This window comes from Natrialba hulunbeirensis JCM 10989, assembly GCF_000337575.1.
In the GTDB taxonomy this organism is placed as follows: Archaea; Halobacteriota; Halobacteria; order Halobacteriales; family Natrialbaceae; genus Natrialba; species Natrialba hulunbeirensis.
On the sequence record NZ_AOIM01000015.1, the window covers coordinates 102080 to 123659 of the forward strand.

Here is a 21580-nt window from a genome sequence, read left to right on the forward strand (position 1 = left end):
GGAGGCAATAATGTTCTGGCGGCGGCCGAGGGGTGGTGGCAATAACTAGCCACGCCGAGACGACGACGAGACGGACGAGTACCGCCACCGACAGCAAACCGACACAGTACTGGTTAGTAACTGGCGGACGAGTATCACATATGGAGACACCGACACTCGTCTACGACGACGATTGCGGGTTTTGCACCTGGTGGGCGGACTATCTCACATCGCAGTCATCGATCCGACTCGTCGGGTTCAGCGAGCTCGATCAGACGCCCGAACTGCGAGCGGCGTTGCCGGAGCAGTACGAGGACTGTTCGCACCTAGTTACCGAAGACGGCGTTCACTCCTGTGGCGAATCGATCGAACAAGCGTTTTTGCGCGCCGATATCGGTGGCCCGGTTCAGGACCTCGTTCGGTTCGTTCACCACTTCGAGGAGTACCAGCAGGTGCGAGACCACGGCTACGAGTGGGTTGCGAACAACCGGGATCTACTCGGGAACTACCTCTCGAAGACGCCGCCGGCACGGGCAGATGGACAGGGTGACGAGTGACGGGCACGGTGAGTGATGAGCACAGCGTCAGCAGCGACGACGAGCGGGTGACAGATCACGCGCCGGTGTGTCGGCTGTACTCCACCGCCCAGCGAAGGATATTCGACGCCGTGGTGTCTGCACTCACCCATGACAGACGCACTCTATCTCGAGGACTCCGAACAGACACAGTTCGTGGCGACTGTCGACCGTACCGCCGGCGACCGCGTAGTACTTGACCAAACGGCGTTCTACCCCGAAGGCGGCGGCCAGCCAGCCGATACCGGCAGCCTCAAACTCAAGGACGGTGACGAATCGTGGTCCGTCACCGACGTTCAAAAAAAGGATACCATCTACCACCACCTCGAACTCGAGAACGGCGCGGAACCGCCCGCCCCAGGAACGACAGTCGTCGGCGAACTCGATGCCGACCGCCGCCGTGCACACAACCGCTACCACACCGCCCAGCACCTGCTCTCGGCGGTGCTACTCGAGGAGTTCGACGCTCAAACGACGGGCAACCAGCTCTATGCCGACCGCGCTCGCCTCGATTGCGCGTACGAGCGATTCGACGACGCCGACCTCGAGCGACTCGAACAGCGGCTGAACGACCTCGTCGACGACGAACTCCCAGTCACGTGGGAAACCCTCGACCGCGAGGATGCCGAAGCGCGCCTCGACCCAGACCGAACGCGACTCCACCTTCTCCCGGAGTCGATCACCGAGGTTCGAATCGTCCAGATCGGGACCGACGACGCCCTCATCGACCGCACTGCCTGTGCTGGTACGCACGTCGAGAACACGGCCGAGATCGGCCGTCTCGAAGTGACCGGACGCGAAACCCGCGGTCCTGACGAGGAACGAGTTCGGTTCCAACTCGGTGCCGATCCGAGACAGTAACAATTTCTTGGCAGTCGGTCACGAACAGCGCGCATGGAACACATCTCGATTGACAACATCGAGTCAACACCGTACGACGACCTCCACACCGATCGGCGCGACCTCGCGGCCCCACTCGGCACCGACCATCTCGCCATCACGCACTACGTACTCGAGTCCGGCGAGCGATTCAGCGGATCGGTCCACGCGCATATGGATCAGGAGGAAGTGTTCGTCGTACTCGAGGGGGAGGTGACGTTCGAGGTTGTGCGAGTGGATGGAGAGCACGACGAGCAGGACGAGCAGAACGGGTTGGACGAGCACGACGAGTACGATGAGCAGGACGAGCGGGACGAGACGGACGGAGTGGAACTCACTGTCGCCGAACGGGAGGCCATTCGCTTCGCACCGGGGGAGTTCCAGTCCGGGCGAAACGACGGCGACGAGCGAGTTGTCGCGCTCGCGCTTGGGGCACCGCGGGACAGCGACGACGTTCGAATCACGCGGATTCCGGTGCTCGACGACAGGGATGTCTCGTGTCCGGACTGCGACCACGACCACCTGCGAATTGGACGCGAGGGCGAGGCCGAACTGATCTGTCCGGAGTGCGGTACGGGAGTCGAGATTGCGGAGTGAGCTGTGTTGCACTGGCCTACTCACCCGCTCGATAGCCCTAACAACTCGAATAGTAACGATCTACGGCCGCAATGCCCACCCCGCGAACACGACGACCAGTCCGCCCGCCGCGAGCAGCCCGAATCCGGGAACGAACGAACCGGTCGCATCTCGGAGCGCGCCGATCAGGACCGGCCCGAAGAAGCCGCCAATCTCGCCGACCGCGAAGATGAAGCCGACCGCAGTTCCGGTCAGTCTGGCACCGATGCCCTCGAGTTCGGGTGGGATCGCGCGAACCAGCGGCGAGACGCCGCCGGTGCCGATACCAGCGACGACGATGCCGAGAACCGCCAGCGCGCCAGTGGTACCCGCGATGAGGAGCCCGACGCCGGCGAAAGCGGCCGTCCCACACGTCATCAGCGCCTGTCGCCGCGCGTCGAATCGGTCTGCCAGTTCGGGAACCGCGAGGACGCCGCCGACGTAGGCGACGACGAACAGGCTTGTCGCCTGGCCCGCACGGCCGGCCGAGAGTCCGCGGGATTCCAGCAGCGTCGGGAGCCAGCCCTGCATGCCGTGGTTGAGCAGGAGGTACATCGCGCCGAGCACGACGACGAGCTGGAGCTGGCGGTGGGTGAGAACGAGCCGGAGATCAGTGCGGACGGACTCGAGTGAGAACGAGTCGTCGGTGCCGTGCTGGGCGTCGTTCGTGCGGCCGTCGAGCCGCGTCCGGAGCGCGACGAGGAGCCAGAGGAGGCCGTAGAGGACCGACACGATGCCACTCCAGAGGAACAGGGCGCGCCAGCCGCCGAGGGCGGGCCCGAGGATGGGGCGGCCGACGGCGAAGACGAACGCGGAGCCGGCAGAGGCACCGACGAGGTAGATCGAAGAGGGGCGACCGGTTTTACCGGGCGGGAAGAGGACGCCGACGAGTTTCGGGAGGCCGAAGGTGATCGCAGTCGCGCCAACGCCGAGCAGGAGCGTCCAGGCGAGCAGCGAGGGGAAGCCGGTGGCGACGCTGCGGCCGATCTGCGCGACGCCGTAGCAGAGGACGCCGGCTGCGAGGCTGCGGCCAGGGCCGATGCGGTCGACGGCGAGCCCCGAAAACAGTGCAAGCGGGATGTAGGTCAGTGGGACGGCACCGGCGAGGAGGCCGGCCTGCGTGCTCGTGAGGTCCAGTTCGCCGATGATCGTCGGGAGGTACGCCGGGAGGGAGAACCAGACGAACATCAGACAGGTATAGCTCCCGGTGGCGAGGAGGACGAGCCGGTAGGCGCGGCGCGTGTCGACGGTGGTGCTCGCCGTCATCGCGACCGGCCGCGCAGGTGGCGACACGCACAGTGTAGTAGCGACAACATCGACGCTGTTCCTCGGACGTGAGCGGGATGCGATCCGATGGTCCGAGTAATTTGCCCTCGCGGTGGAATCCGCCGGCTCGCTGGCCAGTGGCGTCGCTACTGTACGGGGAGTTCCTGCTTGGCGCTAGAACGAGAGCAGCGACCGCCACGAGTTCGCCGCGATGAGTCCCGCAGTCCCCACGACACCGATCGTCGTGAACAGCGGGTTCAACACACCCATAACTGCGAGCGGAATCACGAGCGCGTTGTAGCCGAACGCGAGTACCAGGTTCTGGTACACTCGACGACGGGCAGCCCGTGCGAGTTCGAACGCGCGTTCGACGCCCGCGAGGTCGTCATCGACGATGGCGAGGTCAGCCGCGTCGGCAGCCAGCGCCGTTCCGCTGCCAAGCGAGATGCCGAGATCGCACGCGGCGAGCGCCGGCGCGTCGTTCGTCCCGTCGCCGACCATTGCGACGCGGTTTTCCTCACAGAGCCGGCGAATCGCGGCGGTCTTGCCATCCGGCGGGACACCTGCGAAGACGTGGCTCACGTCTGCGTGAGCCGCGAACGACGACGCGGCGTTCCCCTCGTCGCCGGTGAGAACGACGACCTCGATATCAGTCGCCGCAAGCGCCGTGATCGTCTCTTTCCATTCCGCCCGTGCTTCGTCGCCGACGACGATGATCCCCTCCGCACGACCGTTCCGGCCGACGAGCACCGGCAACTGGCCCGCTGACCGTGCCGCCGCCGCGCGCTTCTCGAGTGAGTCTGGACAGTCCCACCCGCGGGCTGCGAACAGCTCCGGGTGGCCGACGAGCACACGGTTGCCGTCGACGAGTCCCGAGACGCCGCGCTCGTGTGCGGCGAACTCGTCGATGCGCTCGACAGCGGAATCAGCGGTAACCGTTTCAGAACCCGTGATCGCCCCACCGTCGGCGTCGTCACCGCTCGGTGACGCGGTACCGCCATCGGACCGGACCGATCCCGACCCCGCAAAGGCATCTGCAATCGCCTTCGCCACCGGGTGTGCGCCACGGTACTCGAGTACCCCCGCTGCCTGCAACAGGTCGGCCGGTGCGTCGGCTTCGAGGACGCGCATCTCGCCGGTAGTGAGGGTGCCGGTCTTGTCGAAGACGACGACGTCGATGCTGCGGAGGCGTTCGAAGACGGTTTCGTCGAAGACGATGATGCCGTGGGCCATGGCCTCGCGGATGCTCGCGGCGACGGAGCAGGGGGTGGCGAAGCCGAGCGCCCACGGGCTGGCGACGATGATCGCAAGGAGTGTCGCCAGTGTGGCCGTCGTGTAGCCGCCGCCGTGCAGGAGTGTTGCGACGGCGACCGCTCCGGCGACGACGAGGACGAGCGGGAGGGCGAGCGCGGCGAGGTCATCCGCGCGGCGCTGGAGACCGTGGGTCGCACTCTGGAGGTTCCAGACGACCTGCGTGAGTCTGTCGATGCTGCTCGTCGGGTGTTCGCCGACGGCGACGACGGCGGCGTTGTCTAACACGACGGAGCCGCCGACGATCTCCTCGCCCGCCGTCTTCGTGACGGGAAGGGATTCCCCGGTGACAACCGCCTCGTCGACCCGACAGGTGCCGGTCGTGAGCGTGCCGTCGACGGGAATGCGCTCGCCTGCCCGGACGAGGACGCGGTCGTCGGGCGAGAGGTCCTCGACGGAGACGGAACGAGTGTCTGTCGCGTCGTCATCGGCTGTTGGAGTTTGCGTCTCGTGGCCCTGGTCACCCTGGCTTGGGTCGTACAGCCTCGCCGTCGAGACCTGCGAAATCGTGAGATCTGTGAGCCGGTCCATCGCCTGGCGCTTGGCCATCGCCTCGGCGAAGAACGCGGCCATGACCAGCGCGGCCACGAGCACCGTGAGGTCGTAGTAGATGTCGTTCCGACCGGCGAAGATGGCGATAGTCCCGTAACAGAACGCGGCGCCGACGGTGAGCGCGGCGAGCAGGTGCGTACTCGCTCGGCGGCGTCGGAGACTGATGTAGGCTCCGCGAAGCAGCGGCATCCCGGCGAGGTAGAGCACGGCACCGGTGACCGTGAAAAACAGCGGCAGGATTAGTGTCCCGTCGAACCGCTGGAATGCCTCCTCGTAGAGCGAGAGGATGCCCCAGTCGACGACGCCGGCGAGGTACGTCGGATACAGCAGTGCGACGTAGGGCACGAGCAGGAACGAACCGAAGACGATGCCGACGATATACCGAATCTCGAGCATGTCGTCCGTGCGGCGCTTTCGGATGCCCGTCATCTCGCGCGAACGCTGCGTGCCGCCGGTCGATTCGGCGGGGGCGCTGGTGGCGGCCTCTGCGTCTGGTTCGGACTGTGACCCCGGCGTTGTCGGTTCCTGGGTCCTCCCCAGCGCCTCCTCGCGACGGTAGGCCGTGTAGCCGGTTCGCGTCAGGACCGACTCGAGTTCGGCCGCAGAAATCAGGTCGGAGTCGTGATCGACGCGGACGGTTTCGGTGACGTAGCTCGCGGTGGCCTCGTGGACACCGGGCGTGGATTCGGCGACGGACTCGAGATAGGATTCACAGAGGGCGGCGTGCATGCCATCGATGCGGAAGAAGCTGCGAGTGTAGGCGTCGGGTGTGGACGTCTGCGTTTGTGGAGACCTGTCTGTGTTTGGCTTCGTCTCAGACTCTGGCTCTGACTCTCTCCCCGACTCCGCAGCATCGACCGGCGACCCGAGTGCGGCCGCGACATCTCGGCAGCCGCGAGAGCAAAACGACTCCTCGTTCTGGGAGGGACGACCGGCGTTGCCGTCGCTTTCGGACTGGAAAACGGGCTCCTGACCGTCCGAAAGCGTGGCTCCGCACAGCGAGCAGTGCCCGCCCCCCGATCGCGATCGCCGGTCAGGAGTCACAGGCGAGTGTGGTCCGCCGAGTCAAATAACGGTACGCACGCGCTCGACGCGTGATAGGTCCATGGGTCCCATGCCAGGTAGTCGGTCCGATACTGGGTAGAGGTCTTGGTACCGGGTAGAGATCCGATACTGGGTCGCCGTTCGCCGCTCCGGTTTACCTCCGTACCGACACCGACGCGCCAGCCGCTCCCCCAGACTACCGCAGCGACTGCGCCGCGTTCAACAGATCCCGGGCGAACGGGCGTGGATCCCTCCAACTGAGATAATCGAACCGTGGTTCCGCAACGATAGATCGGCTAATATCCCACAACGCCGTCGAAAACCGTGGCTTCTCCACCAGTGGCACGTCCGCCGTCAGGATCGAATGGAGGTGCAACAGCTCCCCCCGGAGGAGGTGGCCACCGATCCCCACCTCGTAGCTGTGGTCGATCCGCTCGCCCTCACCCGTCGCGAGCAGCCAGTAATAGTACGGAAAGTCTGCCCCCGTCTGCACCGTAAACGGCAACGACGACCAGAACCGCGGGTTGATCTCCATCAGCTTGAACTCGCCCGTCTCCTCGTCGCGCAAGAACTCCACCATCGCCAACCCGTGCCACCCGAGTACATCGAGCAGATTTCGGCCGGCCGTCTCGAGTGCGGGGATTCGAACCGACTCGCGGTAGGAACTCGGGCCGCCGGCGTAGCTGTAGCCCCGCCGCTGGCGGTGCTGGAAGGTCGCGACCGGTTCGCCGTGGTCGTACAGCGCGAAGAAGGCGTACTCGTCGCTCGTCGGAACGTACTCCTGGACGATCGGGGTGTGGTGCATCTCGGTGCGGAGGGACTCGAGTACCGCTGTTGTGGTGTCGGCGGTGTCGCCATCACCGTCGGCACCATCGCCTGCGAATGGCGAGGGAGACGCTGCACTGGTCCCGCCGTCGGTATCGAGGTGCTCGTGTGAGTAGTCGGTGTCGGCAGCAGATGGACGGGCGGAACTGGTGGTCGCCGTCGCGGTCAGTGTATTGGCACGAACGTCGCCAGCCCCGTCGTCGCCAGCGGAGTCGGCCGTCGGGGATCCAGTGGCGCTATCGTCGATGGCTGAGGCGGATCCGGTCGAACCGTTCTCGGAGGTGGGCCTCCCGCTCGCCGGTGCGACCTCAATCTGCTGGGCGTCGTCGTGATCGAACTCGAGGTAGCGAGTCGACGGTGGCGCGAGACAGGTTTCGGGACCGTATCGGTCGACGTACTCGGCTGTAAGGATCGAATACCGCGGTTTGACGATCCACTGTCGGTTCGGGTCGGGAACCTCGGTACACAGTGTCGTCTCGGGGATAGACACACCTGCCTCCGACGCGGTGTCGAAGAGTTCGATGCGATCCTGAACGCGTGCGAGCGTCTGCAGGTCGGGCCAGGGCGTCCCAATGTGGTCAGCGAATTCGTCACGGTAGGCTGCAAGAACGTAGACGTCCGGCTCGCGCACGGGAACGATCGTTCCTACGTCAGGGCGTTTCGCGAGCGACAGCAGCGCGTCCTTGTACGCGAGCAGGTTCTCGTGTGGCGACGGCACGACGATTGCCTCGTCGCAGTAGCGTGATCGGAACGATGGGGTCTGCTCGTCGCTCGAGACGACAATGGTCCGGATTCCCCGTCGCGCGAACGAACGCAGACACGCGAGCGAACTCGGCGCGGTGATCCCCGGCACGACGACTGACTTGCGCCCACCCCAGACGTTCGATTCCATAGCGAGCGGTCCACAGCGGGGAGAAATGTTATGTTGTGTCTAAATCGAGCCGCGAGAAACACCAGTCGGCTGCCGAACACGTTTCGATTCCGCCCGCTGTGTTCACACCAGCGCGAGCATCGTCACCCACGAGATCGCGTACCAGCAACGTCCGACAGGCTGGCTGCAGGATCGTCGAGAGCGGAAACCGCGTATCCGGATAGAACCGGTACCGAAGCGGCTTCGGCAGCGTCTCCCCGAACGCCGTCACGAACGCCCGCTCTCGTGCATCGGCCAGCGCCCGCACCAGAAGGGACTCGAGTGCATCGCTCTCGGCCTCGAGGTCGCGTGGCAACGTCTCGATGATCTCGATGGACTCGCCGGCGGCGGTGCTGTTGGGGACGGTGACGAGTGCGGCAACCGGTTCGTCACCGTGTGTGGCGACGTACGTTGGATAGGTCTGGGTTGGTCGATCGAAGCGCCACCGGTAGAACGTCTCGCTCCGGTCGGTGTGGAAGCCGTCAGGGATCGAACGCTGATAGATCGCTGCGAGGACTGCGGCCGGTGGCCGGTCGTGTTGCTCGATGGTGTGCTCGGTGTCGGTTGTCGCGAGCAGACGGTCGCCAGCCCGATGGACGGTCGGCACTGCAGCCGTGACCGACTGCGCGACGCGGTCGGCCGCGCGAACGCCGCGGCCGTCGGCGACTGAACTGGCGTCCGTTGTGTTGGCTGTCGTCGCTGTCGGCGATGGGGTGTCAGTTCTGGGGGGCGACTCCGGCAATTTCGCCGGGTGAGGTGTCGAAAGTCGTGTCGAACCGCCTGCTATATTCGACCCAGCCGATCCCGCTGTTACAATCGATCCGGCTGACTCTGTCGCTTCCGTCGCTTCCGTCCCTGCTGTCCCGCCCGTCACCGCTCGCAACACAGTACTGGGATCCTGGGGCCGATAGTACATCGGCACCGTCCCCACGTCCCGCCAGCCGTGGTTTATGTTTCCCTGCTTCGAGTGCTCGTTTGGAAAGTTAAAACAGAACGCCGGGTTCTGCGCCTGGCCAGTGTAGCGCTGGAGTGCCAGTTCGTTCATCCGGCCGAACAGCCCCTGTCGCCGATGGTCGGAATGGACCATCGTGTCGCAGGGCTGGAACGCTCGGAAGACGGTTTCCTCGTTGCGGATCGGTTGCGCGAAGAACGACCGCGCGCCGACGAGTTCGCCGTCCCGCTCGGCGACGATAATCGGCACGTGGTCGACGAATGGATTCCGCTCGAATTTCCAGCGGAACCAGTCAGTTCCGCGTTCCTGGTCGAAGACCTGTTCGTAGAGGGAGAGGAAGGCGCTCCGATCGCTCGGTCGAAACGGCCGGACCGTGTACGACGCCTGCGGACGCGGTCGAGTCGAGCGGAACTGGGTCATGGGGAGTGTCGATACCGACGGTGGAGTGGTCGCTTCGTCACGTCATGTCACGTCTCGTCTCGTCTCGTCTCGCCCCCGCGTTCACGTCGGTACGACAACAACCCCTTCAGTCGCGTTGAAAAAAGCGGTTGAGCCTGAATACGCAGCGCTTACCATCCAGCTAACCAGTTCGTTCACGCCACCCTGTTGCGATTTCGACTCTGAACGTCTACGAACGTGGCTGTCTCACCCCGGCGGTATTGTCATTCGTTACCATCCTCTGGTTGGCCGTATCGTCCCTGTTGGATGATCGTTCCAGCAGTACCCACTGCGATACAACGGCCTGAGACGATAGAAACGGCGTGTAGGGCGTCTATATCGTCGCTATCGAAGGATCCAAAGTCGTCATCAATCGGCGACCATGACGCTGGCGACGTACGCTCGAAGAGCGAGCCGTCGTCGCTGCAGGCCACTGTCCGGTTGCCGTCGCGAGCGATTCCGGTCAGCGCTGTCGACGACACTCGCTCTGGTGTCCAGTTCGTGCCGTCATAGCGGTGGACGACGCCATCGTCGGCACTGAGCAGGACCGACGACGGTGGTCCGTCGCCAGGGTGTCCATCATCTGTTTCCATCACGGCTCGCACCGCAACGTCAGTCAGCGTCCCGTCCGCACCCTCGATTCCGATCCGGTCGAACGACTGGCCTCCATCAGTTGTTTCGAAGACCCCGTCATTCGTATCGCAGCAATAGCCGGTCGTGGCGTCGGCCAACGCGACACCGCTCAGACTCGAGCCGCTGCCGGGAGAGACTGGTTCGTCCCACGTCACGTTACCGTCGCGGTACTGTCCACGAACGACGGTTCCCGAGCCGTCGGCGAGCAGGACCGTCTCCTCGCCGGTCGAGCCGCCGACTGCGAGCCCGAGCCAGTTATTCGTGATATCTCGCGGTGCCGTATGGTCGGTGTGGCGACCCGTCTCCGTCTCGAGCCGCCCCACCGTGCCGCTGTCGCCAGCGACCCAGACCGCGTCGCCGTCGTCGGTCGCGTCGACACCGACGAGATCGTTGCCGGCGGCACCGGGGCCGTCCTCGAGAACGGTCGTCCACTCGTCGGCCTCGGTGAGCACGACGCCGCCGTCGCCGACCGCGTAGCCTCGACCAGTCTCGGTGACGACCACGTCGTGCAGTGTCGCCGTTGTCGGGACCGACGGGAGCAGCCACTGGTCGGACTCGTCCGGACTGTCGGCGTCGTCAGCAGTGTTGGTGTTGTCGTCAGCAATTTCGGTGTCGCCGTCAGTAGTTTCGGCATCAACATCAGCAGTTTCGGCGTCAACACCAGCAGTTTCGGCGTCGTCACCAGCAGTTACAGCGTGAGAGTCGGCCATTGCATCAGACGCAACGTCTCTCTCGGCAACGTCGTCAGCACCCACCTCGGGCTCAACCGTCCCGTCCCGCGCTTTCTCCGGTGTCCTCTCTGGTTCGTCGGACTGCTCATCGTCGGGCCGGTCACCACGAGACTGTCGACCATCGCGTGTTGCCGACGTTTCCGAGTCCGTCGCTGTCTGATCGACCTCTGGTTCTGTCTGATCGGTCTCTGCTTCGGGCTCAGTCTGGGCGGGACTCGAGTGCCCCGAGAAAACGTCCAGGTCACCCGCCTGTCTGCGCCAGCGGATGTAGAGGATGATCGGGGGAAGCAGATACGAAGCGAATGCGAGCGCAGCGAACCAGCGATGAACGAACGTCAGCGTCCCGAAGGCGGTGAGGCCGACCGTCGCGACGGTGTGAACCCACGTCTTCGTATAGGTTCGAAAGAAGGTTCCGAAACCGCGGTTTCCCGCCTCTGTGTCGGTGCTGTGTTCGTTCGCAGACATTTCACGAGTCGTACGGGAATGGCGAGGGTTCGATACGGCTGTTCTGGGCGCGAGACAGTCGGCCGAACACGAAGGCAGTCACGGCCCACAGTTCCAGCGCGAGCGCCAAAACGGCGTTGCAGGCACAGCGAGTGGACGCGAGTTACAGATAGCCAAGGTCCGCCAGCCGCTCTTTCGTCCCCTCTCGCATCGCGACCTCGTCCGTCGAGTCGGGTTCCGACTCGGCCAGCGGATCGAACCGCTCCTTGAGTTGCGCCTGGAGCGCGCTGACGGTATCGGGTTCTGCCTGGACGAGATTCGACTGCTCGCTCGGGTCGGTCGGGATGTGATGGAGGCGCTCGAACCCGTCGTCGCCGCGGACGTACTTGTACTCGTGTGTTCGAATCGCGCGAAGGCGGCGATCGAACTCGCGGACACGGTCCGGAATGTCGCCGAAGCGCGCTTCGAGGCGGTCGATCGATGGCTGTGGGGCAACGTACTCGGCGAAGACAGCGTCTCTTGGTTCGTCCGCCGAGGCGGGATGGAGCGAGCGCCCGCTCGCCTGTTCGCGCAGTTCGGGGTCGGAAATACCGACTGCGTCGAGGAGTGTCAGCGGGAGGTCGAGCAACTGGACGAGGTCGTCGCGGTGGGTTCCTGTTGGGCCGTCAGTTTCGTTCTCGACCCCAGTTTCGTTTCCGGTGCTGGTTTCAGACGTATGCTCAGCGTCGGTAAACGGCCCCCCGTGACAGACCAGCGGCACGTTGATCAGCGTATCGTACAGGTTGTACTGGTGGCCGAAGAAATCGTGTTCGCCGATGTGCTCGCCGTGATCACCACAGACCACGAAGATCGTGTCCTCCCATTCGCCATGGGACTCGAGTACCTCGCGGAGGCGACCGACCTGTGCGTCGGCGTAGGCGAGTTCGGCGCGGTAGAGACCGCGAAGCAGTTCGAACTCGCGGTCAGTAATCTCGTAGTCCGCACAGTCGTAGGCGCGAGGATCCTGTCTGATCGCGGTTGCCTCTTCGTAGGTCGCACCCTCGGGGAGGAATCGCTCTGCGTACTCCCGCGGCGGGTCGTACTCGACGTGTGGTTCGATGAAGTTACAGAACAGGAAGAACGGCTTGTCGTCGTCGCGGTCGCCGAGCCAGCCGTCGACCCAGTCTGCAGAGCGGGCGGCACCGTCGTCACCTGACGGCTGCAGGACTTCGCTGTAGAGGATGTTCGCCGCGTTGACGACGGGGTTGCCGTCGAACAGTCGGTTGCGGGTTGCCTGGAGCTTCTCGCGGAGGTCTTCGCCGCGGACGACAGCACCCATATCGGCGTCTGATTGGATGTACTGCCACCCTTTCCGGAGGTCGTCGAAGCCGCGGTCGAAGCCGAACTCCTCGGTGATCCAGGTGTTGTTCGAGATGCCGACGGTCTCGTAGCCGGCGTCGGAAAACGCCTCAGGTAGCGTGCGAAGCGCCGGATCGAGGAAAGTGTGGCCGCCGTGGGTACCGTGTTCGGAGGCGTAGAGCCCGGTAAACATCGACCCGTGGGAGGGAAGCGTCCACGGTGCGGTCGCGAACGCATTCTCGAAGACGGTGCCGGTTTCGGCGAGTCGGCACAGCGTCGGTGTGGGCTGTGTCGGACCGTGGGTCTCGGCTGGTTCGTCTTCGGCAAGGACCTGCGAACGTGCGTTCGCGGTCGGCCACTCGCCGACACTCGTCGCACGAGCCGTGTCGAGAACGACGAAAACCACGTTCCGGGCTGTCGAATGTGACTCCGATTCACGTCCGTTAGCTGCAGTCGCTGATTCCTCCGCCATGGTTGGCAATGCTCCGCCACACGTGGGGAAGGCTACCAGCCCGGAACGTGCAGGTGATTAACGATATCGTGATGCCACAGCCGACGTATCGATTCTGTAGAAAATCAGCCGGACCTGTCGCTCACGGCCGCTATCACGTCCGAACGCTTACTCGGGCGGTCGGTGTAGCCCACCTGCATGACCAGCGATCGCCCGAACATCGTTCTCGTCCACTGTCACGACCTCGGAACGTATCTGGGCTGCTACGGCGCTGACGTAGAAACCCCCCATATCGACAGCCTCGCCGCCGACGGCATCCGGTTTGACCGACATTTCGTCACCGCACCCCAGTGCTCACCGAGTCGGGCGAGCCTGTTCACTGGCCGCCACCCCCACCAGAACGGCATGCTCGGTCTCGCCCACGCCGACTGGGAACTTGGCCCCGACGAGCGCGTCCTCCCGGGCCTGCTCTGTGATGCCGGCTACGAGACCCATCTGTTTGGACTCCAGCACATCACCGAGTACCCCGACCAGCTCGGTTACGACCACATTCACACCGAACAGCCGTTGACCGTCGAGGCGTCGCCAGCCGTCCACGAAACCGCCCGCGCGAACGCCGTCGCAGACGAGTTCGCCTCCGTACTCGCGTCCGACGAGACCGACGAGACCGACAAAACTGACGAACCACACGACCCGTTCTTCGCCTCAATCGGCTTCTTCGAACTCCACCGCGTCGAGGAAAACGGCGGCTTTGGCTTCGAGGCCGACCGGTACGACGCACCGGATCCCGAGGACGTGGCCCCACTCGAGTTCCTCCCGGACGAGCCCGGTATTCGGTCGGATATCGCCGAGATCAACGGGATGCTGGGTGCGTTAGACGAGGCAACGGGGACGGTACTCGACGCACTTGATGAGGCGGGTGTCACAGACGAGACGCTGGTCGTCTTTACGACCGAGCACGGGCTGGCGATGCCGCGGGCGAAGGGCTGTTGTTTCGATCCGGGGATCGAAGCGGCACTGCTCATGCGCTATCCATCGCGAATTGACGGTGGACGGACGGTCAACGACCTCATCAGCAACGTCGACGTGTTCGCGACGCTTCTCGAGATTGCCGACGCGCCGATGCCGGAGACGAAGCTTGCTGGGAGGGCGTTTACGCCGCTGTTGGTCGGTGACGAGGGTGGCAAAGATGATGAGAGTGACACGCACGACGAAAATAGCGGAGACAGTGACCTCGGCGACTACGAGCCCCGCGACCGCATATTCGCCGGCATGACCTGGCACGACCGATACAATCCGATGCGGGCGATCCGAACGGAGCGCTGGAAGTACGTCCGCAACTTCTGGCACCTTCCAGATGTCTACATGACGACGGACATCTACTGTAGCGCTGCCGGCCGCGAGGTTCACGAGGCGTACTACGGCGACCAGCGCGCCTACGAAGAACTGTACGACCTCGAGGCGGATCCGCTCGAACAGGAGAATCTTCTTCTGGAAGACACCCCCGATACAGTCGACACTCCCGACCGGAATGGGGATCCAGCCGTCGCCGATGTTCGCGACCGGCTCCGAGACGACCTCATCGACTGGATGACCGAGACGAACGATCCGCTACTCGATGGCCCAGTCGTCCCCAGCGACTGGGAGACGATTCACCCCCAGATGGGCGACGACCGCTAGCGCGACACCCAGGTTACTCGAGTACCGACTCGTTGTGTTGCTGTTCGCACTCGAGTCGCTGGCAGCCAACGACCAGCGAGTCGGGCAACTCAGCCGCTGTCTCGTGGAGTGCGGTGAAGACGACTGCCACTTCGTCGAAGCGGTCCCCCCGGACCGCACACAGCGGGTCAGTCTCCCACTCGACGAACCCGAGATCGGCGAGCAGTGGCAAGTGGTTGTGTACCAGTTGCTGTCGGAGCGTCGTCGGGTCGATCGGTACGTTTGGATTGCTCGCTGCCGCCGGCAACGCAACCGACTGGTCGGGTTCGCTGTCCATCAAGGAGATGATGATCTGTCGCCTCGGCTCCGCCGATATCACCGTGAACACCTGGTCCCACCGCTGGATAACACGCTTCCCATTGTCAAACCGTACCACCGTCATACCACCGTATGGTAACTACATCGATATAAAACGTATGCTAATGATAACCAATCCCGTGACGCTGCGAGGACCAATCCATTACGAAACGAAATACGATGCAGGCAAACCACTCAATACAACGATAGTTCCGGTGGCGGAGCTATCCAAACAGGGACTCGAGTCCCTCGCCGAGAACCGACCGAAATCGGTCGGTGTCGACGGCTGTCGCAACGTGGCCGTTCGGCGGGCGTTCGGTGACGCCGCGCGCATCACAGACGAGTACGCCACGCGCGAGGTCACTGTCGGTCCCGACGCGCATAGCGCAGGGTTCGGTCTCGAGAATCCCATCGTCGAGCAGCCAGGCGACGACGAGCGCGTCGTGGATCGCAGCCGACTCGATATCGTAGCGCGCCAGTTGCTCCTCGTCGTAGTAGGTGAGCCACTGACGGATGGTCCGCTCGAGTCGACCGTCCCGCGAGAGCGCTGGGAGTCGATCCGGTGGGAAGGTTGCACCCCTGGTAACGTCCAGACCGACGATGGTCGGCGAGAGGTCTCGGACGACGCGGTGGGCCGCGTGGGGATCAGAGTGGAAGTTCGCCTCGGCGAGCGGGGTGACGTTCCCCTGCCCGAAGGCGGCCCCGCCCATGACGACGAGGTCGTCGAGCAGCTCTGGCAAGTCGGGTTCCAACGCGAGCGCCAGAGCGACGTTCGTTAGCGGCGCGATAGCAACGAGCGTGAGGTCGCCGGCATGCTTGCGGGCCTGCTCGACGATGAACTGGGCGGCAGGACTGTCGACGGACTCAGTTGCGGCGGTCGGCTCCGGCAACTCTCCGAGAATGCCGCCGGGACCGTGGATGTGCTCGGCCGTCTCGAGGTCGACCGTCAGCGGACAGTCCGCGCCCGTCGCGACGGGAACGTCCGTCCGGTCGACGAGTTCGAGGATCGAACGGGCGTTCGCAGTCGTATTGTCGACCGTGGTGTTTCCGTGGGCCGTCGAGAGGCCAACGACCTCGAGGTCGTCGCTGGCGAGTGCCAACGTGATCGCGACCGCGTCGTCACAGCCGGGGTCCGTGTCGAGCAACACTGGACGGCTCATACCGACACTGACGCTCGCGGGCGTATAAAACGCGGGTCGGCGTCGTCCAGGATCGACTCGCAGGATCAACTCCTGTCGCCGGCCAGAAGATTGACTGCCTCGGAGATGCGGTCGAGCATCCCTCTTGCGAGCAGATACCGGGCGTAGCCGTTGGCGAGGCTCCAACGCTGATCCTCGTCCATCTCGCCTGCATCGATATCCAGGTCCCGATCACCAACGGACACCAGCGTTCGCGCCTCCGAACAGAACAGCCGCGTTAGCGGTTCGGGATCGGCCACAAGCAGGTCCTCGAGTCGACTCACTGCGTCTCGCTTCGCCTCGTCGATCACAACGCCATCGAGTACGTCCGCACCCTCGGTCTCGATCCGTTCCCACTCGTCACGCGCCGCCGCCAGTCGGAGCCACACATCTGCGAGCGCGACGGTCCCGTACACCTCGTATCCGCCGTCGATGTCTCGTATCGCACTCTGGACATCGGACTTGCGGCCACCCGAGCGTGAGTACAACGCGCTGCGGACATCGCGTCGTTCGCCCTCAAATTCGTCGGCGTCGAATCGGTCACCCCACTCCTCGCGGGTGGCAAGCAGGTTGTCGATTCGGTCTTCGAGTTCGTCTCGGCTCTCTGCGAGTGAGTCGCGGATCGACTCGCCACCAGGGTCACGCTTCCGGAGCGCCTCGCGGTAGGCTCTCGCGTCACGGACGCGTAATCGGCTCCGCTGGACGCCGCTGTACACCGATGCAATCTGCTCGGCGCGACCCGAACGGTCATTTTCGTCGATTTCGGCGTCTCTCTGTCGCGACAGACCGGACTCCGCCCGGCGCAGGCTGTACTCGATCGACTGGCCGTAGGCGAGGAACGTCTCGGGCGCTTCGGTCTCGTACTCGAACTGCCTCGCCAGTTCCGTCACCGCCTCGAGTCCGTCGTCGACACCCTCGATTGGGTCGTCGTCGAACTCGTCGAGGAAGGCACGGGCGTAGGCATCACCCTGTGCTGCCTGGTGGAGGTGACGGCCCGACGATTCGACAGTACTGACCACGGGCGGTTTCGTCGGCGCTTCTGTGGCGAACTCGCTGGCTGATTCGATATTGGGTCTGGTGACCGGGGTCTGCTCGGACGGTTCGTCCAGTCGTTCCCAGACAGCGAGCGCAGCGTCGGCGTGTTCGGCGATCTGATCGGCTGTCTCGCGTACGTGTGCATCAGTCGTCTCGACGGCCGGCGGAACCTCGGGGATATCGCGCCGTCGGGTACGAGCGTAGACGGTTCGGTCCGGAAGCACGTGGTACAGCGTGGTACAACCGGCCAAGGCGGCCGTTCCAGCAACGGCCGTTCCGCCAAGGAACGCACGTCTGGAACGCCGGGAGGGTACGGACGGGCGACGCATACCGAAATTATATCCACAATAGTTGAAATAAACTCGGGTCGACGCTCACTCGAGTATTCGACGACGCTAACACACTCGAGTTACTTTCTCGAGTCATCACCGATGCGCGCGTTTCGACTCGCCTACGACGGCACCGACTACTACGGCTTCCAGCGCCAGCCTGACGTGCCAACCGTCGAGGGCGCGATGTTCGACGCCCTGCGCGCGCTCGACGTTCTCGCTCCCGACGCCGACAAACCCGCCGGCTACGCCGCCGCCGGCCGAACTGACGCCGGCGTTTCCGCACTCGCACAGACCGTCGCCTTCGAAACCCCTGACTGGCTCACCCCGCGGGCGTTCAACAGCAAACTGCCGGCCGACATCCGCGCCTGGACGGCCGCCGACGCGCCCGACGAGTTCCACGCGACTCACCATGCACGCGAGCGCGAGTATACCTATTATCTGTACGCACCGCCCGCCAGCGACACCGATGAGGGTCATGCTTCTCCTACCGTCACGGCCCACACCGTCGACGACGACCGCTTTCAGGCAGCCTGCGACGCCCTCTCCGGCCCACACAACTTCCACAACCTCACACCCGACGACCGCAACACCGAGCGTTCGCCGGTACTCGAGTCCACCCGCGATGGCCAGTTCCTCGTGGTGACCGTCACCGCTGGCGGCTTCTGTCGCGAACTCGTCCGCCGGCTCGTCTCGCTCGCCCAGGATGTCGGCACCGGCGAGGCCGACCTGCAAACGATCGAACGGGCACTCGAGCCCGACCCGCTGCCCGGCCACGAGGGAATCGGGCCCGCGCCACCCGAGCCGCTGGTACTGACTGACGTCGAGTACGGGGCACTCGAGTTCGACGTCGACGAGGAGGCGGCTGAGAGCGCGCGGGCGGTATTCGATCGGCGACGGCGAGAGCGGGTGACGGGAGCGCGTGTGGCAGGACGAGTTGCGGAGGGAGTGCGAGAGCGGTAGGGTTGCAACCGGGGCGGGCTGGGGTGGTCGTCTCACCGGCGAATCGGTCATCACCTGTGACGGTCACGATGACGAGACGTTTTTATGGCCGGACTCTCACCTCGGCGTATGGAACTGTCCCCCGAGGAGTACGGTGCGTACTGGCGGGCGTCGATCCGCGTCGCGATGGGGATCGTGATCGTCTTCCTCGGCACGCAAGCCGTCGTCTCGCCGCTGCTCACCCATCCGAACCTGCCCGCGGTCGGACTCGGGATCTTTCTGTTCGTCGCGATCGTTTTCGTCGGGAGTTTTCTCGCGATGCTCGGGATCGCACGGGTCGTTCGTACCGCGATGGACGCCGAGCTTCGCGGCTGACGACAACGGGGTGGCCGCTACTCCCAGCCGGCCGGCCAGATCCCTGCCGCTCGCATTCCCGGCTCGTAGTCCTGTTCGACCAGCCGCTCGCGCAGGTCGTCCACCGCGATCGACGCCACGTCCGTTCGCGTGAGTTCCCACACCAGCAGCGCCGTCAGAATCGCGTGCTCGCGGAGATTCCGCGGGTCGACCTTGTCGCGCGTATCGGCCGACGTGTGCCCCCAGCCACGCCCCCGGTCGCTCCCCCTCGGCGGCTCGCTGTGGAGTTGGACCGAGGGAACGCCCGCCTGCAGGAACGGCCAATGGTCGCTGAACGGGTGTGGATCCGGCTCGTGAACGACCGGCTGGCCGGCTGTACCGGCGACCGACGCGGCGAGTTCCTCGAGTTCCTCCGACGCGTGCGAGTAGACCTGTAGGTCGCGGAATCGGCCCGCGCCGTCGACGTTGACCACTGCCCGAATCGAATCCGGATCGAGGTCGTCAGCGAGCGCTTCGGCACCGAGCAGGCCGATCTCCTCGCAGCCGACGCCCGCGATTCTGACCCGGGACTCGAGTACCCCCTCGATTTCGGCGAGGATGCTGGCCGCGCCGGCGACGGTGGCGATGCCACAGCCGTTGTCGAGTGCGCCCTCGCCGATGTCGTGGGCGTCGTAGTGGGCGAGGACGAGTACTGTGCCGTTGGTAGCAGTATCTCGGTCGGCGTTCGCGTCGGTAGCCGGACTGAGTGTCGCGTGGACGTTCTGGCTGGTGCCCTCGGTGGTCCGGGCGTCGACACGAAGGCTGGCACGAACGTCTTCCACACGGCCTGCGTACTCGCTCAGCCAGTCGCCGCTCTCGGCGCTGACGCCGACGGCTGGAATCTCACCCTCCTCGTTGAACCGGAGCGAACCCGTCGGCGGTAATTGACCGGGAACGTGATTGACGAAGACGAACGCCGCCGCACCGGCCTCGACCGCGTGGCCGTACTTCTCCATGCGGTGGACGAACCGCTGATCGGCGGGCGTCGTCGTGCTCGCGACGGCGATCGCGCCCTCGAGGTCGACCGCGGCTATCTCCGCGGGTGTGCCGTAGCCCACGTCGACCAGCCGTCCCTCGACATCGCCGGCGGGTGAGTACGGCAGCGCGATCGTCTCGAACTGCCGCGAGAGTGAATCTGTTTCGACGGTGAGTTCAGACGTTCCGCGCTCCCAGTACTGCATGTCGAACTCGTCGATTCTGGCCTCGTCGAGACCCGCGTCGGTAAACGACTCGCGGACCAGTTCGGCCGCGCGGCGCTCGCCGGGCGAGCCACCCATCCGATCCGGCAGTTCGGTTAGTGCAGTCAAGAGGTCCCAGGCGCTGTCGTCCGTCCAGGCGCGGCCGATCGCACGGGCGATGGCCTCGTCAGTCAACTCTCGGTCAGCATCGGTCATACCCACATATTCGCTCGACGCGACAAAAACGCCAGTCACGTCGTTCGATACCCTTTACCACCTTCGTTCCGAAACCGGGTGTATGAGTTCCGTTCCCGAACGGTCAGAGATCGACGAGGAGTATACCTGGGATCTGGAGAGCGTCTACGCGACCGACGACGAGTGGCAGAAGGCCTACGAGGACGTCGCCGAACGCGTCGAAGAGCTACAGGCGTACGAGGGGCAGGTCACCGACGACGCCGAGACGCTACACTCGGTACTCGAGTTGCGCGACTCGGTCATGCGTGACGTTTCGACGGTCGCGGCCTACGCGCGGATGCGCCGGGACGAGGACACGACGAATCAGGAGTACCAGGCGTTGACGGCTCGCGCGCAGTCGCTCGCGGCCGACGCACAGTCTGCGGCGTCGTTCATCGACCCCGAACTGCAGGAGTTGACCCGCGAAGAGTTCGACGGCCTGGTCGAGACGGAGCCGGCACTCGAGCTGTACGACCACTACGTCGACGACGTGCTCCGGATGAAGCCCCACACGCGCTCCGCTGAGGTCGAGGAGTTACTCGCGGAGCTTGGTGAGGTCACCGGAGCGACCGGCGAGGTGTACAACATGCTCTCGAACGCGGATATGGCGTTCCCGAGCGTTGAGGAACCCGAGGGCGAGGGCAAGGGCGAGGCCGTCGAAATCACCCAGAGCAACTTCACGAACCTGCTCAAGCGACCCGACCGGGAGTTTCGCCAGCAAGTCTACGAGGAATACTTCGACGAGTGGGAGTCGATGCGAAACACTGTCGCCTCGGCGTACAAAAACAGCGTCAAGGCAGACGTAAAGACCGCGCGGGCGCGCAACTACGACACCGCCCGCGAGGCGGCCCTCGACGGCCCGAACGTCCCCGTCGAGGTCTACGACACGCTCGTCGAGAGCGTCCACGACAACCTCGACAAACTCCACCACCACGCCGAGCTCAAGCGCCAGGCGCTCGACGTCGACGAACTGCAGATGTGGGACCTCTACATGCCACTGACCGGCGACGAGGGCCCCGACGTCGAGTACGATCAGGCCGCCGAGTACGTCGTCGACGCACTCGAACCGCTCGGCGAGGCGTACCAGTCCCGCGTCGCCGAGGGACTCGAGTCGCGCTGGGTCGACGTCTACGAGAACGAGGGCAAACAGTCCGGGGCGTACTCGAGTGGCACCTACGACACCCAGCCGTTCATCCTGATGAACTACCAGGACGACATCTCCTCGATGTACACGCTGGCGCACGAACTCGGCCACTCGATGCACTCGCAGTTGACGAAAGACGAACAGCCGTTCGTCTACTCGGGCTCTGTCTCTTATACACATCTCTGATG

General features: G+C 64.6%; 16 protein-coding genes and 1 pseudogene. 7 read left to right on the plus strand and 10 right to left on the minus strand.

The window, feature by feature from the left end; translation table 11 throughout:
- Window positions 1-140 precede the first annotated feature (140 nt).
- From C483_RS06445 to C483_RS06455, 3 genes are all read left to right on the plus strand, one after another.
- Window positions 141-536 (plus strand): DCC1-like thiol-disulfide oxidoreductase family protein, encoded by a 396-nt coding sequence (locus C483_RS06445; protein WP_006652551.1) that lies wholly within the window; start codon window positions 141-143, stop codon window positions 534-536.
- A gap of 129 nt (window positions 537-665) precedes the next feature.
- Complete coding sequence (locus tag C483_RS06450) at window positions 666-1415, plus strand: alanyl-tRNA editing protein (RefSeq protein WP_006652552.1); 750 nt, start codon at window positions 666-668, stop codon at window positions 1413-1415.
- A 33-nt stretch (window positions 1416-1448) separates the two neighbouring features.
- A complete protein-coding gene (locus tag C483_RS06455; RefSeq protein WP_006652553.1) occupies window positions 1449-2030 on the plus strand; it encodes a cupin domain-containing protein in 582 nt (193 codons plus the stop codon).
- 60 nt (window positions 2031-2090) lie between these two features.
- Here C483_RS06455 and C483_RS06460 read toward each other — a convergent pair whose 3' ends face one another.
- The 6 genes from C483_RS06460 to C483_RS06485 form a co-directional block, all read right to left on the minus strand.
- Window positions 2091-3314: an MFS transporter gene (locus C483_RS06460; RefSeq protein ID WP_006652554.1), complete on the minus strand. Its 1224-nt coding sequence runs from the start codon at window positions 3312-3314 to the stop codon at window positions 2091-2093.
- Window positions 3315-3488: 174 nt separating this feature from the next.
- A complete protein-coding gene (locus C483_RS06465; protein WP_049912473.1) occupies window positions 3489-6221 on the minus strand; it encodes a heavy metal translocating P-type ATPase in 2733 nt (910 codons plus the stop codon).
- Between the two features lie 196 nt (window positions 6222-6417).
- On the minus strand, window positions 6418-7938 hold the full coding sequence (locus C483_RS06470) for a carboxylate--amine ligase (protein ID WP_006652556.1): 1521 nt from the start codon (window positions 7936-7938) through the stop codon (window positions 6418-6420).
- A gap of 28 nt (window positions 7939-7966) precedes the next feature.
- Window positions 7967-9328: a GNAT family N-acetyltransferase gene (locus C483_RS06475; RefSeq protein WP_006652557.1), complete on the minus strand. Its 1362-nt coding sequence runs from the start codon at window positions 9326-9328 to the stop codon at window positions 7967-7969.
- A gap of 242 nt (window positions 9329-9570) precedes the next feature.
- Complete coding sequence (locus tag C483_RS06480) at window positions 9571-11175, minus strand: hypothetical protein (protein ID WP_006652558.1); 1605 nt, start codon at window positions 11173-11175, stop codon at window positions 9571-9573.
- Between the two features lie 142 nt (window positions 11176-11317).
- Window positions 11318-12964: a sulfatase-like hydrolase/transferase gene (locus C483_RS06485; protein ID WP_049912474.1), complete on the minus strand. Its 1647-nt coding sequence runs from the start codon at window positions 12962-12964 to the stop codon at window positions 11318-11320.
- A gap of 177 nt (window positions 12965-13141) precedes the next feature.
- Here C483_RS06485 and C483_RS06490 point away from each other — a divergent pair, with 177 nt between their 5' ends.
- Complete coding sequence (locus tag C483_RS06490) at window positions 13142-14623, plus strand: sulfatase family protein (RefSeq protein WP_006652560.1); 1482 nt, start codon at window positions 13142-13144, stop codon at window positions 14621-14623.
- Window positions 14624-14636: 13 nt separating this feature from the next.
- On the opposite strand, the gene C483_RS06495 is transcribed toward C483_RS06490, so the two are convergent.
- The 3 genes from C483_RS06495 to C483_RS06505 form a co-directional block, all read right to left on the minus strand.
- Window positions 14637-15044 (minus strand): hypothetical protein, encoded by a 408-nt coding sequence (locus C483_RS06495; protein ID WP_006652561.1) that lies wholly within the window; start codon window positions 15042-15044, stop codon window positions 14637-14639.
- A gap of 139 nt (window positions 15045-15183) precedes the next feature.
- Window positions 15184-16119 (minus strand): nucleoside hydrolase, encoded by a 936-nt coding sequence (locus C483_RS06500; RefSeq protein WP_006652562.1) that lies wholly within the window; start codon window positions 16117-16119, stop codon window positions 15184-15186.
- A 65-nt stretch (window positions 16120-16184) separates the two neighbouring features.
- Entirely contained in the window at window positions 16185-17396 is a 1212-nt protein-coding gene (locus C483_RS06505) for a hypothetical protein (RefSeq protein WP_006652563.1), read from the minus strand.
- A 207-nt stretch (window positions 17397-17603) separates the two neighbouring features.
- On the opposite strand from C483_RS06505, the gene truA reads away from it, so the two are divergent.
- Both truA and C483_RS06515 read left to right on the plus strand, forming a co-directional pair.
- Window positions 17604-18464, plus strand: a complete 861-nt coding sequence (gene truA / locus C483_RS06510; RefSeq protein WP_006652564.1) for a tRNA pseudouridine(38-40) synthase TruA — start codon at window positions 17604-17606, stop codon at window positions 18462-18464.
- 108 nt (window positions 18465-18572) lie between these two features.
- A complete protein-coding gene (locus C483_RS06515; RefSeq protein WP_006652565.1) occupies window positions 18573-18818 on the plus strand; it encodes a hypothetical protein in 246 nt (81 codons plus the stop codon).
- 17 nt (window positions 18819-18835) lie between these two features.
- Here the strand turns inward: C483_RS06515 and C483_RS06520 are convergent, their stop codons facing one another.
- On the minus strand, window positions 18836-20230 hold the full coding sequence (locus tag C483_RS06520; protein WP_006652566.1) for a M28 family peptidase: 1395 nt from the start codon (window positions 20228-20230) through the stop codon (window positions 18836-18838).
- Window positions 20231-20312: 82 nt separating this feature from the next.
- Here C483_RS06520 and C483_RS06525 point away from each other — a divergent pair.
- Window positions 20313-21551 (plus strand): annotated as a pseudogene (locus C483_RS06525) (M3 family oligoendopeptidase); the annotation flags it as partial.
- Window positions 21552-21580: the final 29 nt, after the last annotated feature.

Coding starts and splice junctions, on each gene's coding strand:
- C483_RS06445 (WP_006652551.1), top strand. CDS start 141: ATGGAGACACCGACACTCGTCTACGACGACGATTGCGGGTTTTGCACC.
- C483_RS06450 (WP_006652552.1), top strand. CDS start 666: ATGACAGACGCACTCTATCTCGAGGACTCCGAACAGACACAGTTCGTG.
- C483_RS06455 (WP_006652553.1), top strand. CDS start 1,449: ATGGAACACATCTCGATTGACAACATCGAGTCAACACCGTACGACGAC.
- C483_RS06460 (WP_006652554.1), bottom strand. CDS start 3,314: ATGACGGCGAGCACCACCGTCGACACGCGCCGCGCCTACCGGCTCGTC.
- C483_RS06470 (WP_006652556.1), bottom strand. CDS start 7,938: ATGGAATCGAACGTCTGGGGTGGGCGCAAGTCAGTCGTCGTGCCGGGG.
- C483_RS06475 (WP_006652557.1), bottom strand. CDS start 9,328: ATGACCCAGTTCCGCTCGACTCGACCGCGTCCGCAGGCGTCGTACACG.
- C483_RS06480 (WP_006652558.1), bottom strand. CDS start 11,175: ATGTCTGCGAACGAACACAGCACCGACACAGAGGCGGGAAACCGCGGT.
- C483_RS06485 (WP_049912474.1), bottom strand. CDS start 12,964: ATGGCGGAGGAATCAGCGACTGCAGCTAACGGACGTGAATCGGAGTCA.
- C483_RS06490 (WP_006652560.1), top strand. CDS start 13,142: ATGACCAGCGATCGCCCGAACATCGTTCTCGTCCACTGTCACGACCTC.
- C483_RS06495 (WP_006652561.1), bottom strand. CDS start 15,044: ATGACGGTGGTACGGTTTGACAATGGGAAGCGTGTTATCCAGCGGTGG.
- C483_RS06500 (WP_006652562.1), bottom strand. CDS start 16,119: ATGAGCCGTCCAGTGTTGCTCGACACGGACCCCGGCTGTGACGACGCG.
- truA (WP_006652564.1), top strand. CDS start 17,604: ATGCGCGCGTTTCGACTCGCCTACGACGGCACCGACTACTACGGCTTC.
- C483_RS06515 (WP_006652565.1), top strand. CDS start 18,573: ATGGAACTGTCCCCCGAGGAGTACGGTGCGTACTGGCGGGCGTCGATC.
- C483_RS06520 (WP_006652566.1), bottom strand. CDS start 20,230: ATGACCGATGCTGACCGAGAGTTGACTGACGAGGCCATCGCCCGTGCG.